10 protein-coding genes are annotated in these 14,591 nt (G+C 64.8%); 5 read left to right on the top strand and 5 right to left on the bottom strand.

Annotation, left to right across the window (positions count from 1 at the left end; translation table 11 throughout):
* Positions 1-69 precede the first annotated feature (69 nt).
* Positions 70-987 (top strand): alpha/beta hydrolase, encoded by a 918-nt coding sequence (locus AC6RV7_RS15025; RefSeq protein ID WP_500094833.1) that lies wholly within the window; start codon positions 70-72, stop codon positions 985-987.
* A gap of 34 nt (positions 988-1,021) precedes the next feature.
* On the opposite strand, the gene AC6RV7_RS15020 is transcribed toward AC6RV7_RS15025, so the two are convergent.
* Complete coding sequence (locus AC6RV7_RS15020; RefSeq protein WP_500094832.1) at positions 1,022-2,104, bottom strand: substrate-binding domain-containing protein; 1,083 nt, start codon at positions 2,102-2,104, stop codon at positions 1,022-1,024.
* A 206-nt stretch (positions 2,105-2,310) separates the two neighbouring features.
* Between AC6RV7_RS15020 and AC6RV7_RS15015 the strand changes: the two genes are divergently transcribed.
* Genes AC6RV7_RS15015 through AC6RV7_RS15000 form a run of 4 tightly spaced genes read left to right on the top strand, consistent with a single transcriptional unit; the run spans position 2,311 to position 6,764 of the window.
* Complete coding sequence (locus AC6RV7_RS15015) at positions 2,311-2,766, top strand: NanQ anomerase/TabA/YiaL family protein (protein ID WP_500094831.1); 456 nt, start codon at positions 2,311-2,313, stop codon at positions 2,764-2,766.
* Positions 2,763-3,608: an HpcH/HpaI aldolase family protein gene (locus AC6RV7_RS15010; protein WP_500094829.1), complete on the top strand. Its 846-nt coding sequence runs from the start codon at positions 2,763-2,765 to the stop codon at positions 3,606-3,608. Before AC6RV7_RS15015 ends, AC6RV7_RS15010 begins: the two co-directional genes overlap by 4 nt.
* Positions 3,609-3,611: 3 nt before the next feature.
* Positions 3,612-5,240 (top strand): FAD-dependent oxidoreductase, encoded by a 1,629-nt coding sequence (locus tag AC6RV7_RS15005; RefSeq protein ID WP_500094828.1) that lies wholly within the window; start codon positions 3,612-3,614, stop codon positions 5,238-5,240.
* A 57-nt stretch (positions 5,241-5,297) separates the two neighbouring features.
* Positions 5,298-6,764, top strand: a complete 1,467-nt coding sequence (locus AC6RV7_RS15000) for a sodium:solute symporter family transporter (RefSeq protein ID WP_500094827.1) — start codon at positions 5,298-5,300, stop codon at positions 6,762-6,764.
* A gap of 22 nt (positions 6,765-6,786) precedes the next feature.
* Here AC6RV7_RS15000 and AC6RV7_RS14995 read toward each other — a convergent pair whose 3' ends face one another.
* The 4 genes from AC6RV7_RS14995 to AC6RV7_RS14980 form a co-directional block, all read right to left on the bottom strand.
* The gene (locus tag AC6RV7_RS14995) at positions 6,787-8,529 is read right to left on the bottom strand and encodes a right-handed parallel beta-helix repeat-containing protein (protein WP_500094826.1); all 1,743 of its coding nucleotides are present in this window, start codon (positions 8,527-8,529) and stop codon (positions 6,787-6,789) included.
* A 156-nt stretch (positions 8,530-8,685) separates the two neighbouring features.
* Positions 8,686-10,317 carry an MFS transporter gene (locus AC6RV7_RS14990; protein WP_500094825.1) on the bottom strand — a complete coding sequence of 544 codons (1,632 nt, stop codon included), beginning with the start codon at positions 10,315-10,317 and terminating at the stop codon, positions 8,686-8,688.
* Between the two features lie 143 nt (positions 10,318-10,460).
* Positions 10,461-11,582 (bottom strand): Gfo/Idh/MocA family protein, encoded by a 1,122-nt coding sequence (locus AC6RV7_RS14985; RefSeq protein ID WP_500094824.1) that lies wholly within the window; start codon positions 11,580-11,582, stop codon positions 10,461-10,463.
* A 10-nt stretch (positions 11,583-11,592) separates the two neighbouring features.
* Entirely contained in the window at positions 11,593-14,586 is a 2,994-nt protein-coding gene (locus AC6RV7_RS14980; RefSeq protein WP_500094823.1) for a PVC-type heme-binding CxxCH protein, read from the bottom strand.
* Between the last annotated feature and the right edge of the window lie 5 nt (positions 14,587-14,591).

Genomic DNA, 14,591 nt, shown 5'->3' with positions numbered 1-14,591 from the left:
TCGACAGCGTAAAGGCTGTCCGCAGACAATGCGGACAGCCTCCACCAACGCGCTCAATCTCTGAAATCCATGATTCGCCGCTTTTCCCACGCACGATGGCTGGCCACCGTCATCGCCGTAATCGTCGGGGCCAGCGTCGGCGCGCTTGCAGCAACGCCCTCGTCGATTGGCACGCGGCTCGTGCCGCTTTGGCCGGAGGGCAGCGCGAACAATCCCGCGGAAGGACCGCGGCCGTCGCTCGAAATTTTTTCTCCTTTCGATCCGGCTCACGCGATCGCGGCGACGATCGTGATTCTTCCCGGCGGCGGTTATGGCGGACTCAGTCCCTACGAGCGGTTGTTCGCGGAACACTTTCGCGCGCTCGGCTACACCGCAGCGGTCGTCACCTATCGGGTTGCTCCGCATCGGCACCCCGCGGCCTACGCCGACGCGACCCGGGCCATCCGGCTTTTGCGTGCGCATGCCGGCGATTGGAAAGTGCCGGTGCAACGTTTGGCGCTCATGGGCGGCAGCGCCGGCGGGCATTTGGCGGCGCTGGTCGCGACTCGGCCGGACCTCCGTGCCGATCCGGCGGACGATCTCGCCAGCCGGATCTCCGCCCGGCCGGACCGATTGATTCTCGCTTACCCAGTGATCTCAGCGGTGACAGACCCGCATCGGCGCTCGTTCGAACGCCTGCTGGGCCCCGACGCGACAGACGAGTTGAAGCGGGACGTGTCGCCGGAGCTGCACGTGTCCCTCGAGACGCCGCCCTGCATCCTTTTTCACGCCGCGGATGATACGCAGGTGCCGGTGGGGCATAGCGTGATGTTTGCGCAGGCGTGCTGGCAGGCCGGGGTCGCGGCGGAACTGCATGTCTTTCCGCGCGGCGGACACGGACGCTTGTTCGCTTATGCGTCCGACGTGAGCCCCCGATGGCGTGCGCTGCTGGAACAGTGGCTGAATGCGTGGCTGGCGTCGCCGGGCACTCCGGCTTCGACGCCTTGAGGCGGGCGCGCCGGGGACAACACTCACACGCTCCTCACGCGCCGGCCGGCGGCCGGCCGATCGAAGCCCCCTTGATGAAATCCGGCATGATGCGCACTTCGAACCGCGCGGTTGTGCTGCGTTCGAGGACGCGGTTGATGGCGTGATGCAGCGCGGCGGCGAACTTCGCCGGCGGAGTCGAGTAGCGCGTCGGCGCGGGGAGCAGGTGGGTGAGGAACGGCTCCTCGTCGCGGGAGATCAAGGAAAGGTCCCGGGGCACGCGTCGCCCTTCCGCGGCAAAATAGCTGAGGGCGGTCAGATACGAGAAGGAGTTGGACAGCAGGATGCCGGTCGGCGGCCGAGAAAGATTCTGCAGGCGGCGCAACTCGCGCACCACCGAGGCAGCCCCCTTGTCGGGGCGGCAAATCAAAGGATTCTCGGCGTGTTCCGCGCTGGCCAGCCCCTCGCGAAAGCCCTGCTCGCTCTCGGCGTCGCCACCATGGCCGGCTTTCTCCAGAAACACCGCGAGCCGCTCATGTCCGGCGCGGAGAAAGGTGACCGCGGCATGGCGGCAAAGGGCGCGGTGATCGAGATCGACACTGGGAAGATCGATGCCGGGATGCGTCGAACCGGCGACGATCGCCGGCAGCCGGTTGTCGGCGAACCACTGCTGCATGGCGCGGTGCGAGCGGGCGAGGATCCAGCAGCGAGCCGGATGCGCCTTGACCAGACGTCCGAGAGAACGGCCCGAACGCGCGCCGAAGTACTTGGTGCCCGTCACCAGTTCGAGCTGCAGCCCGGATTCCTGGAGACGCGCCATCAATCGGTTGACCCAGAGGACGGTGAACGGCCGCGCTCCCTCGAGCGGCTCCGGCAGCAGCAGGGCGATGCGCCGGAGCGGCCCCGGCGCGTTCTTGATGCGAGTCGCGACGAGCGAACTGGCGCGACTGCGCTCGGTCCGGATGAGACCCTCAGCCCGCAGCATGGCGAGCGCACGGCGGACGGTCTTCCGACTCACATTGAGGCGGGCGGCGAGCTGCCGCTCGCCGGGCAGAATCTCGCGCCAGTCGCCCTCGCGAAGGGAATCCCGCAGCGATTCGGCGACTTGCGCACTGATCGATTGATAGGAGGACGGCATGGAAATGAGGGACCGCCTGAGACCGTGGCATCATGCGCCGCCGGCGTTAAGCCGATGACACTGGTCTCCCCGGGAGACCATCTGGTCAACATTGTTCCGTCCGGCCGGCGGGCCACGCTGGCAGTCACACCTCTGATGCTGCTGTATCCGTTTATTGACGTCGCATTCCCTTCCGGACCGGCCGCTCGCGAGCGCAAAGCACTTCCATGATTTACGACCGACTCGATGCGAGCGACCGCTACCGCGGTCTCGGTCCCGATTTCGCGCAGATCTTCGACCGCCTGCGGGACCCGGCGGCCGTGTGGCCGGACGGACGGACAGAACTTCGCGCCGGCGATCTCTGGTTCTCGGTGGTGCGCAAGGCCGCACGGAGCGCGGTTAGCGCGGGATTCGAATACCACCGCAATTTCGCCGATCTGCACTTTTGTCTCCAGGGGGCGGAGCGCATCGGGTGGCGAGGGGAGGCAGAGGGATTGCCGGTTCGCGCGCCTTTCAATCCGGGCGCCGACTTCGGTCTTTACGACGGCACCCCGGCCCAGTTCCTCCCGGTCACCGGCGACCGCTTCGCGATCTTCTTTCCGGGTGAGCTCCACGCGCCGCTGATCGGTGAAGGCGAGATCACCAAGGTGTGCTTCAAGATCCGGCTAAACCCTTCCGCATGAGCTATCAATTTTCTCCCAACCGCGCCCTCGCGAAAATCCGCTCCGGCGGAGTGGTGACCGTGTATGTCACCGGAAACTTCGCGAGTCCCCGCCATGTCGACTTCGTGAGTGGCTCGCGCCTGTTCGATGCCATCTGGTTCGATCTGGAACACTTCGACATTCCGACCCAGGAACTCGCGACGTTGAATCTGGTGGCGAAAGCCCACCCGGTGACCACGATCGCCCGGCTCAAGGCCGCCGACTACCAGGTCGTGATGCGCACGCTCGAAACGGGCGTGGGCGGCCTGATGTGCTCGATGGTCGCGGACGCCGACGAGGCCCGCCGGATTGTCAGCTGGTCGAAGTTCAACAACCCGAAGCCGCTGGCGGGCGAAGTCACGGGACAGCGCGGTTGGAACGGCGGCAACATCGACAGCGGGTATGCGTCGCATCCGCCGATCGAATACATGCGGCACCAGAACACGCAGACCTTGCTGCTCTGCCAGATCGAACACGAACAGGCGGTGGCGAATGCGGCGGCGATTGCCGCGGTGCCCGGGGTCGACGGACTTTTCTTCGGGCCGGGCGACTACTCGACGAGCATCGGCGTGCCGGGCCAGCTCGGGCATCAGGAGGTGCGCAGCGCGATGGAGAAGGTCGCCGCGGCGGCCAAAGCCTCCGGAAAATTCTGGGGAACGGTCGCGGTCGGCCCTGAGTTGTATGCGCAGGCGGTCGCGCTCGGGGCGCAGTTCCTGTGCCCGGGCGGGGACCTCAAGGTGATGACTCTCGGGCTTCGCGAACTGGCCAGGACCTTGTCGGCCGGGCCTGCCAAAGCGACGGGCGCAACGGTCACCTATCCCTGAGCCATGCCGCTGCAAACCTGCCGCGCGGACGCGGTGATCGCCGGAGGCGGCGTCGGAGGCTGCGCCGCCGCGCTTGCGCTGCTCGAGAACGGCCGCACCGTCATCCTCACCGAGGAATTTGCCTGGATCGGGGGACAATTCACCTCGCAGGCGGTGCCGCCCGACGAGCATGGCTGGATCGAACGCTTTGGCTGCACCGCGCGGTATCGACGTTTTCGAGACGGCGTGCGCGGCTACTATCGCGCGCATTATCCGCTCCGGCCGGAGCACCGGGAGAATCCGATTTTGAATCCCGGCAACGGGTGGGTGTCGCCGCTCTGCCATGAGCCGCGGGTCGCACTCGCAGTGTTGCAGTCGCAGCTCGCGCCGTTTGTCGCAGCGGGGCGGTTGCACGTGTTGACGGAGCACGAGCCGGTGGCGCTCGAGCCGGCGGGGGCAGCCCGGTTCAACGCCCTCGTCGCGAGGAACCGGCGAACCGGCGAGACGACTCGCCTGGTAGGATCCTACTTCCTGGATGCCACGGAAAACGGCGATCTGCTGCCGCTCGGCGGCGTCGAACACGTCACCGGCAGCGAATCCCAAGCGCAGACCGGCGAGCCGGGGGCGGACGCGAGGGCCCGCCCGCGCAACGTTCAGGCCCTGTCGGTTTGCTTCCTTCTTGAAGAAGGGCCGGAGGAACGCGTGCTCCCGGTGTCCGAAGGTTATGCGCGCTGGCGCGACTACGTGCCAGCGTTGACACCGCCATGGCCCGGCCGGCTGCTCGACTGGACGGGATTGAACCCGCGCACGATGGCGGAGATGCGCTATCGTTTCGACCCGCATCGCGAAAAGCCGGGTTTGTTCTCGGGGCTGTGGGCCTTCCGCCGGATCGTCGACCGCTCGCTCTTCCGGGAAGGATTCTTTCCCAGCGACCTGTGCCTCGTGAACTGGCCCATGATCGACTACATGGAAAAAGACATCCTGACGTGCGATCGGGAGGAGCGGGCGAGACGCATCGCGGAAGCACGGGAATTGAGCCGCAGCATGGTTTACTGGCTGCAGACGGAGGCCCCGCGGCCGGACGGCGGTCAAGGCTGGCCCCGGCTGCGATTGCGCGGAGACCTGCTCGGCACCGATGACGGACTGGCAATGGCGCCCTACATCCGCGAATCGCGACGTATCCGCGCGGTTACGACGATTCGGGAACAGGACGTTTCCGCGACGCATCGGTCGGGCGACACGCTGGGCAACCGCCATGCGGATTCGGTCGGAATCGGATACTACCGCATCGATCTGCATCCGACCACCGACGGCGACAACTATGTCGACGTGCCGTCGCTGCCCTTCCGGATTCCCCTGGGCGCGCTACTCCCGCGGCGCGTGGAAAATCTGCTCCCGGCGGCGAAAAATATCGGCACCACGCACATCACGAACGGCTGCTACCGGCTGCATCCGGTGGAGTGGAACATCGGCGAGGCGGCGGGACTCCTCGTAAGCCACTGCCTCGATTGCGGCGTGGGGCCCCACGCGGTGCACGCCGATTCCCGACGCTTGGGCGACTTTCAAGCGATGCTCGTACGGCAGGGCATCGAACTCGCCTGGCCGGAAAACCTGGTGCTCGATGACGGCGATCCCCACGCCCATGCCCGCTGACCCGCGCGACCCGCCGCGGTGTGCGGGCTCGACCCGAAGGAGTTCAATCCGACAGGGATGACTGCACTCGACGGCGTCATTGTGGCTGGCTACCTCGGCGTGGTGCTGCTGGTCGGGGCGCGGTTCGCCCGCCAGGGTTCGCTGCGCGAGTTTTTCCTCGGCAATCGCGATGTCCCGTGGTGGGCGGCGATGTTCTCCGGCATCGCGACGATCGTGAGTGGCGTCTCGTATCTTGGGGCGCCAGGACTCGCCTTCAGTTCGAATTATACGTTCCACCAGATCCGGCTCGGGATGCCGCTCGCCCTGCTGGTGTTGGGCGCCGTGATGCTGCCCATTTTATTCCGGCTCAACATATATTCGATTTACGAATACCTCGAACGCCGCTTCGACCGGAGGACACGGCGCCTCGCCAGCTCGCTTTTTCTCCTGCTCAAGTGCGGATACCTGGCCGTCGTCATCTACGCTCCGTCGCTGGTCCTTGCGGAAATCACCGGATGGCCCGTGCTGGGTTTGATCCTGATGACCGGGCTGACGACCACGCTCTACACGGTGGGCGGAGGAATTCGCGCCGTGATTTGGACCGACACGCTGCAGCTTTTCGTGCTGCTCGGGGGACTCGTCGCGGCCATCGCCATCGTCGTCAACGGCGTCGACGGCGGCCTCGCGCGAATCTGGGACATCGCGGAAGGGGCGGGGCGGCTCCAGCTCTGGGACGCCTCCGCGGACTTCACGAAGACCTACACCTTATGGGGTGGCGTGTTGGGCGGCGCTTTCATGCTTCTGAGCCAATGGGGGTCCGATCAAGCGGAGATCCAGCGCTTCATGACGACCAAGTCGGTCGCGCACGCCAACCGCGCGCTGATTCTATCGATGCTGATTTCGGCCGGCGTGGGACTGGGATTGTTCTTCGTCGGCACCGCGTTGTTCGCGTTCTACTCTGTACATCCGGAAAAGGGCGGCCTGGTCACGGAACCGAATCGGATCTTCGTCAAGTTCATCACCGAGGAGATGCCGGCGGGCGCACGGGGCCTGCTGGTTGCGGCGGTGCTGGCTGCTTCGATGTCCACGATCAGCGCGGTGCTCAACTCGCAGGCTGCGGTGTTGCTTTCCGATTTTTTCACTCCGTGGAAAAAACGCCCGGCGTCCCTGAGGGAAGCTCGCTGGACAACGTTCGCTCTCGGGGTGCTGGTGACGTCTGTCGCGTGCGGCAGCGGCCGGCTGGGGCACTTGCTCGAGGCGACCACTCGCATCATCAATCTTTTTGGCGGCAGCCTCACCGCGGTGTTTCTCCTCGGCATGATCACACCTCGCGTGACGGCGGCCGGAGCGTTCTGGGGGACGCTGTGCGGCATCGCAACCGCGGTGGCGGTTAACTTTCTCACTCCGATCTCGTTTCTCTGGCTGGGACCGATTTCGGCTGCAGTCGTGACAACCGTGGCGCTGGGGATAGCCCGCTTCGGGAGCCGGCAGGAAGCTCGCGACCAAACCGGACTGGTGGCGTTCGAGCAAAGACGCGGCGGCTGAGCGGTCGTTCGGTTTTGGCGGCTTACTCCGGCAGACGCGGTGGCGCGGACACCGGCATCCCCATTTTCGCGCCGGCAAAAAGATAGGTCGCCTGTTCCACGACGCGCTTCCTGGCGTCCGTGACCGTGACCCGATACAGGCCGGGCGCGAGATTCGTGATGGCGGCGGACGTCGCGCCGTTGGACCACGCGTAAGTATAGGGAGCGGCACCGTTGATGGCGTTGGCGGTGATCGCACCGTCGCTGCCCGCACTCGTAGGGGGCTTGGCGACGAGAAAGACAGAAAGCGCACCCGACTCCGCGTAGCCGGCATCGTAGCGGCGGCCCTGGGGTCGTGGCGCGCCCTGAAAATCGGTTGGCACGTAGTCAGGGAGCGGCACACCTTCGTCGATCCCATGCGGCGAGGTGTCGAGGAGACGAAAATCGTAATGGTCGGGATCGGCGAAATGCAGCGCGGCGCGGTCGCGTTGAAAACTGTTTCCCGCTTCAACACCGGTCGGCAACGGATGGTCGGGACGGTTGGGCGGCTTGTCGTAATGGACGAACTCGCGGCCTTCGGATCCCGGGCCGATCGCGAGATTGTTTTTGAATTGATTGTCGGTGAGCGCGCTCATCGTCCACATCGCGCGTCCGGCAATCGCGATGAAGGTGTTGTTGTAAACGTAATACGGCGCTCCGGGCTGAGTCTGCCGCTCGGGCGGAGTGTCCGGCCCGACGGGATCGGGCCGGTTGTCGAGGAAGATCCCGGTGCGCGCGCCGTGGATCAGATTATTGAAGATGATATTGTTCCCGAGCCCGAACATCGCGATGCCCGTGTTGCGGCTGTTGACGATTAGGTTGTTGTAGAGACGGCCGCTGACGCCGGCGCCGAGTTGTACACCGACGCCCGTATCGCCCGATTTTCCGGTGCCGCCGCCGATGCCCGAATCGACGACGACGTTGTTGAAGATCTCGACACCCACCGGAGCACCGCCGACCTGGATGCCGTCCCAGAGACAGCGCTCGACGAGATTGTTATAGATTCTCAGTCCTTCGATATTGTGGGCGTAGCCGCCCTCGCCGGCGGGACAACGATCGTCGGTCCAAAAGGAAAATCCAATATAGAGACCCTCGCCACCGCAGTCGTGGATATAGTTGTCGTGAACGCTGATGTTGCGATAGACGAGATTCGGGTGGGAGGTGGCAGGATTGCAGCGAGGATCCTCCTTGATCATGATCCCGGCGAAGGCGGCCTCGCGGATTTCGAGAAAGCTGACCGCGACGTCGCTGCTGATGCCGGTGACCTCGACGCCTCGTTTGCCGCTGCCGCCGTTTTTGCCGCCGGCCCGGGCGATTTCGATCCCGTAGCGATTCACGGGGTCGTTGTCGCCGCGGAGTTGGACGAATCTGGCGTTGTGGAGGTGAATCGCGGTGCGATGCGGAGCGGAAGCGTTGTCCGGATCGAGATCGCTGATGGAGACGCGACCAGTGCCATGGCGGTTGGTGATGACGATCGGGAAGCGCGCCGTGCCCGCCCAGTTGCGAAACTCGATCGGATTGCGCACTCCGCCCTCGATGCCGATCACGAAGCTGCGATCGGGAGGAAGCTCAACCCCGGTGCCATCGACCAGCGTGACATCGCTGGGAGCTCCGGCGGTCGGCACGATCAAGTCATACGTTTCAAAGCGCTGCGCCTGCATCGCAGATGTGACTAGGAATCCCGCGACAACCGCGCTGACCTGAAATACGGGGGTGAAAAGACGCCGGATGAATTTCATGGGAGACATGAGCAGGCGGGAACCGATTGGTCGACGGGACACGCAGCATCCGCCCAAAGCCGGTGCCGCGACGACACGGTCGCGCGAAGCACGTTTGAAAGACACCGGCCCACGACTCAACCGCATGAGCGGCCAACCTGCACGCACGCGACGATGATCGATCGGCTACGCTCTCCGCGGCCGCGGCGTTAAATCGATGTGCAAAACCCGGTAGCCGCCGATCACTTTGAAATAGAGCAACAGCGAGAGATAGATCGCGGCCATGATGGCGGGAACGAAGGCGTCGGCCTGCAAGGTGCGGCGATCACCGGCGATGCTCGCTTCGTGGACGGTCCGCTCGGCGGGCGTCAAAGCGGCATACGCGGTCGTCGGGGCGGCACCGGTGCGCGCGGCTTCGGCGCGGGCGGCGGCGAGTTTCTCGGAGACCGCGCCGAACTTGCGACCGTCGAGTCCGGTGGCGTCCGAGAAGAAGAGGAACTGCGAGGGCGTGGGAGATTTGTATTCCGCGTAAGCGGCAGGATCGGCCTTCGCGAGTTCCTCACCGGCAAAACGATCCTTGGCGTAGCCAAGCCCGGGACCGCCGATGACGCCCGCCGACAACATGCCGATGCCACCCATGATGGAGATCGCGAGCGCGCCGGTGCGCGGGAAGCGGTCGGACGCGACCGCGAGCATTGTGGGCCAGAAGAAGGTTTTGCCGACCGCGTAGACGCTGAGCGCGAGCAGCGCCATCCCGAAGGAGTTGATGCGACTCGTGAGCGTGAGGCCGAGGCTGGCGAGCACGGCGCATACCAGGAGCAGGCCGACGGGGGAAAGCTTGAGATTGCGCTCGATCCAATCCGCCGAGAACCGGAGCGCAAACATCAGGGCCGAGGTCCAGATGAAGAGCCATTTGCCCTGCTCGGAGCTGAAGAGATTGCCGGTGATGTTCTGGATCCAGCTGTCCGTGCCCAATTCGACGGCGCCGACGAGCAAGTGCGTGAAGAACAGCAGAAACAGCAGGAACGAGCCGAGGGAGAAACGCGTGATCACGCCAACGATCACCAGCAGGACGCCGGCGATGGCGTATCCGGTGTTTTGTGACAGGCCGAGCGCGTTGGCGAGAAACAGGGAAAGGAGATAGCAGACGACGAGCGCTCCCAGCAGACCTACGTCCTTGAACATCTCGGCCAGCCCGATGCCTCTCTCCGACGCCTCGGATTTCGGCGCCTTCTGGCCGAGGAACATCAGGCCGTAGACGACGGTGGGAAGGAGGAACAGACTGAGCTGGATCTTCCAGCCAAGATGAAAGCGGTCGTCGAGGATCCAACCCAGCGCCGATCCGAGCACCAGGCCGGCGGGCCACGCGGCGTGGAGGATGTTGAGGTAATGCGTGCGGTTGTGGGGAAAGAGCGTGGCCACGAGCGGATTCGCGACGGCTTCGAGGGTGCCGTTCGCGACGCCGAACAGGAACGTGCCCCAGTAAAGCATCGTGTAGGCGTTCTCGATCCCTGCGCTCAAGGTCACGATCGCGGACAGGACGTGCAGCACGAAAGCGGCGATCACGAGTTTACCGTAGCCGATCTTGTCGGCCACCAGGCCACCGATGATCACGCCGAAACAGAAGCCGGAGAGTCCGGTGCCGCCAATGTCGCCGAGTTGAGTCGCGTTGAAGCCGTACTCGGCGCCCCAGTTGTCGAGAATGCCGCCGCGAAGGGCGAACCCGACGGCGGTGGCGAGGATGGCGGCGAAGCCGGCCCAAAGGAGGCGCCGGGCATGAGGAGCGGTTCCTTGATCCGAAGCGGGGGAGGCGGTCATGGGGTGAAGGCAGGGTGAAGCGGAGATGTGGAGTGGATCTTTTTTTTGGCGGCGGGAAAGTGCGCGGGCTTCGACTGTTTTTTCGCGAAGCCTGAAGGCGGGGAGAGGCTCCGCGCTCCTGGAGGCGCGAGGCCGAATGGTTCCTAGAGGGTGAAGGCGGGGAGCTTCACGATCCGGCCGCCGGCCAGCGCAGATGCATGGGCGCAAAGCCCCACACAGGTCCAGTTGGCGGACTTTTGGGCGTTCGGATACGGATCGCGGTCTTCGATCAGCGCCGAGATGAACTCGTGCGCAAGATGCGGATGCGAGCCACCATGCCCGGCGCCCTGCGTGAAGCTGAGGTGGGTTTTCTTGCCGAGGTCGTAGACGCCTTTCGTCGTGAAAGGACGGATACCTTTCGGCAGCCGTTTCGCATAGTCGGGGACTTTGACCTTCTTCGGAATCCTGGACTCGGGAAGCTTGGCGGTGTGGAGGACGTGGGGCTCGTGTTCGATGAGCGACCACTCGAAGGATTTCTTCGAGCCGTAAACGTCGATCGATTCGCGATACTGACGGGCGGTGTCGAAGAGCGAGCGGATGATGCGCGCGGAGAGATCGGAATCGCGGAACTTGAGGTGCGCGGTCTCGACGGCAAACGGCGAGCCGTAGTGCTTCACGAGTTCCGGGCGAATGGTGCCGGAGCCGAAGCAGGAAACGTATTCGGCGGCGGCGTCGGTCAGCGCGAGCATCGGTCCGACGCAGTGCGTGGCATACCACATCGGCGGAAGGCCGGGCCAGTAGTGAGGCCAGCCGTCCATGTCCTGTTGATGGCTGGCCTGCAGGAACTGGATCTTGCCGAGTTCGCCGCGGTCGAAGAGGTCCTTGATGAAGAGATATTCGCGGGCGTAAACGACCGTCTCCATCATCATGTATTTCAGGCCGGTCTTGCGCGTGAGTTCGACGATGCGCCGGCAGTCTTCGAGCGAGGTGGCCATCGGCACGGTGCAGGCGACGTGCTTGCCGGCTTGCAGCGCCTGGATGGTCTGACCCGCGTGATCAGGAATCGGCGTATTGATGTGAACCGCCTCGACGTCCGGGTCGCGCAAAAGCTCCCGGTAGTCGGTATAGCCCTTCCCGACGCCGAAAGCTTTTTGAAGCGATACGAGCTTTTTCGGGTCGCGCTGGCAAATGGCGACGAGATTCGCGTGGGGATGTGCTTGATAGATCGGGATGAACTCGGCGCCGAAACCGAGTCCGACGATCGCGACGTTGATTCTTTTAGCCATGAGGAAGCGGTTATTGAGTGAGCGGCACTTGGGTGGGGCTGCGCAGGTAGGCGATGAGGTCGGCGACCTCGTCGTCGTTCATCCCTTGCAGCAGACCGGGGGGCATGAGCGACATCTCGAGCTGCGAGACGCTCTTGATCTGGTCGCGCGCCAGCGTCGTGGATTCAACCTGGTTCACGAGCGTGATGCTCGCGGCGTTCTGACGCCGAAGGATGCCGGCGGCGGTGCGACCGTCCTTCGTTTCGACGGTGGTGAGGAGGTAGTCTTTACCGATGACGGCATTGGGATCGATGAGGTTGACGAGCAGGTAATCGAGGTCCGCGCGATTCGAGCCGGTGAGTTCGGGGCCGATGGTTTTTCCGGAATCGAAAAGCCGGTGGCAAAGGGCGCAGCTCTGCTCGAATTTCGCGCGCCCGCGGACAGGGCTGGCGGCCGCGAGCTTTTCGGGGGTGAGGATCCGTTTCCAGCGGGCGATTTCCTGCGCGGCCGACTCCGGAGATTCGCGCACGACACCCCAAAGGTCCGCGGCAGCGCGCGAGATTTCCGCATCGTGCAAGAGCGCGAGCTGACGCAGCCCGCTCGCATCGACATCGGCTTTCGGAATCGTGCCGGCGCGCACGGCCTCAATCAGGACGCGCGCGTAAGCGGGCCGGCCGGTGAGGACGGAAAGCGCGGCGCGCTTCTCTTCGTCGTTGAAGCTTGAATACATGGCGAGGATCGCCGGCGGGGTCGTGGGCACGTCGTAGGCTGCCAGCCCGCGGAGCGCGCCGAGGCGCAGGCCGGGTTCCGGGAGGATCTTTTGGTAAACCGGCGTGAGCTGGAAATTCCGATGATCGAGCAGGACCTGCAGTGCCGCGAGCCGGGCGGATAACGGCGCGAAGGGGTCGAGCACGACGCCTTGCTTGCGCCACACCATGTCCTTGTCCCCGAGCCGCGCGGCGAGCGCGTCGGCTTTGGCGACGAGTTGCGGGTCCTCGCTGGCGCTGAGCTTCGAGAAAACCGCGCCCCAGGCGGCCGGTGGCTTCAGGTCGGAGCGGCCTTCGGTGGCGCCCATGATGCTGTCGAGAATCTCGTGCTGGTAAGCGACGTCGGTGGTCTCCGCCAGTGCCTTGAGGAGCCCGTCGAGGGAGCTCGCGCCGTCGCCGTCGGCAGCAGCGGTTGCTTCGGAAAGCGTCGCCTGACGTTTTGCGATCCAGCCGCGAACGGCGGTGAGCGGCGTGCGGCCGCCGAGAGCGAGGGCCCGGGCGGGATCGAGGGGCACGAGGGGTTCGAGCGCGAACCAGTAGAGCAGCGGGAGATTGTGGTCGGAAGCGTCCTCCGCATGCGCGAGCAGCGACTCGACGATGTCCCAGCGTTTCGCGGGGGCGATGCGTTGGGCGGCTGAGGCGAGGAAACGGCGCACGACGGGCGAGGGGTCGTTGCGCGCGAGATCGGCGAACGCTGTGAGCAGGGCGGCGGACGGAGCCCTGTCTTCGCAGGCCAGCTGGATGGTCCAGCCGCGGACGTGCGGTTCGGGATGCCGCAGGAGATCGAGGGCGATCGCTTCGGTGAGTCCGCGGACCGCATGCAGGGCCCAGAGGGAGCGGAGCTGGCGCGTCACCTCTTTTTGCGCGCGCAATTGCTCGAGCAGCGCGGCAGCCACGGCGGGATTGGGTCCGCGTTCCTGCAGGAGCAGGCGGGCGCGACGAACCCACCAGTCGTTGGTGTGGAGCTGGAAGGCGACGAGCTCCTCGTTGGAGCAGATCGCGAGATCGACGCGCAACGGTTTCGTTTCTCCAAAGGAGATTTTATAGATGCGGCCGTTGGTGCGATCGTCGGGACGCTGTTGGTGACACGCGCGGGCGTCATACCAATCGCTGTTGAAGAGCGAACCATCGGGACCGACCTCGAGGCGCAGGCCGCGGAACCACGCGTCGTTGGCCTTCATGAAATCCGGCGCGTGACGCCCGATGTAGCCGGAGCCGGACGGCTCAAGCACGTCGCGATTGATCCGGCTGCCCATGATGTTGTGCGTGAAAAGCGAGCCGCGATATTCGGCGGGAAAGCTGTCGCCGAGATAGATCAACGTGCCGGCATGCGCATGGCCGCCGCCGGCGGCGTCGGTTCCGCCCTTGCCCAAACGCGAGTCGACCCAGGTCTGGCCGCGATCGTAGTGGAAGTGATCGGCAATGGTTTTGATGTCGTCGTAAACATGCGGATTCGCGTGTGGGCCAGCCTGGCGTTGGTAGCTCGCGCCCTGGATGACGTGGTAGAGATGCGGTATCACACAAGCGGTGACGAACGCGTCGCCGACATCGTTGAAGTCGAGCCCCCATTGATTGCTCATGCCCTCGGCAAACACCTCGAAAATTTTCTTGGTGGGGTGATAGCGCCAGACGCAGGCATTGAGGCGGATTCGCCCGGCATCGCCGGAACCGGGACGGCCGACGTTCGACTGCGTGAACACGCCCTGGTTGCCGTAGAGCCAGCCATCGGGGCCCCACACGAGGCTGTTCAGCGTCTCGTGGGTGTCGTCATGTCCCCAGCCATCGAGCACCACTTCCGGCGGCCCGTCGGGAATGTCGTCGCGGTTCTTGTCGGGAATGAAAAGCAGATAAGGCGCGCTGCCGACCCACACGCCGCCGAGGCCGACGGCGATGCCGCTGCCGAAGTTCAGCTGATCGTAGAAAACCTTGCTGGTATCGAAACGCCCGTCGCCATTCGTGTCCTCGAAAACGACGACGCGATCGCGCCCATAGGGTGACCAATCGGGATACGAGTAGTTTTCGACGACCCAGAGGCGGCCCCGTTCGTCGATGGTGAAGGCGATCGGCTGGTGCACGTCAGGCTCGCCAGCGAAGAGGGTCGCGTGAAAGCCCGGCGGAAGTGACATCGCCTTGGCGGCGGCTTCGGGGGCGAGACCCGTGCCGGCCGCGATCGGAAAACCCTCCTGGGCGTGAACGGAGACGGCGAAGACAGCAGCGACGGCGAGGGCGGTGAAACGCGAGCACAGGTATCGAAGCATGGAAG

The organism is Opitutus sp. sgz309028 (assembly GCF_059821195.1).
This window is presented reverse-complemented; position numbering and strand designations above follow the sequence as displayed.

What these genes read in the sequence shown, in the direction of transcription:
- AC6RV7_RS14985 (WP_500094824.1), bottom strand. Translation starts at nt 11,582, where the DNA reads ATGGCTAAAAGAATCAACGTCGCGATCGTCGGACTCGGTTTCGGCGCC.
- AC6RV7_RS14990 (WP_500094825.1), bottom strand. Translation starts at nt 10,317, where the DNA reads ATGACCGCCTCCCCCGCTTCGGATCAAGGAACCGCTCCTCATGCCCGG.
- AC6RV7_RS14995 (WP_500094826.1), bottom strand. Translation starts at nt 8,529, where the DNA reads ATGTCTCCCATGAAATTCATCCGGCGTCTTTTCACCCCCGTATTTCAG.
- AC6RV7_RS15020 (WP_500094832.1), bottom strand. Translation starts at nt 2,104, where the DNA reads ATGCCGTCCTCCTATCAATCGATCAGTGCGCAAGTCGCCGAATCGCTG.
- AC6RV7_RS15025 (WP_500094833.1), top strand. Translation starts at nt 70, where the DNA reads ATGATTCGCCGCTTTTCCCACGCACGATGGCTGGCCACCGTCATCGCC.
- AC6RV7_RS15010 (WP_500094829.1), top strand. Translation starts at nt 2,763, where the DNA reads ATGAGCTATCAATTTTCTCCCAACCGCGCCCTCGCGAAAATCCGCTCC.
- AC6RV7_RS15005 (WP_500094828.1), top strand. Translation starts at nt 3,612, where the DNA reads ATGCCGCTGCAAACCTGCCGCGCGGACGCGGTGATCGCCGGAGGCGGC.
- AC6RV7_RS15015 (WP_500094831.1), top strand. Translation starts at nt 2,311, where the DNA reads ATGATTTACGACCGACTCGATGCGAGCGACCGCTACCGCGGTCTCGGT.
- AC6RV7_RS14980 (WP_500094823.1), bottom strand. Translation starts at nt 14,586, where the DNA reads ATGCTTCGATACCTGTGCTCGCGTTTCACCGCCCTCGCCGTCGCTGCT.
- AC6RV7_RS15000 (WP_500094827.1), top strand. Translation starts at nt 5,298, where the DNA reads ATGACTGCACTCGACGGCGTCATTGTGGCTGGCTACCTCGGCGTGGTG.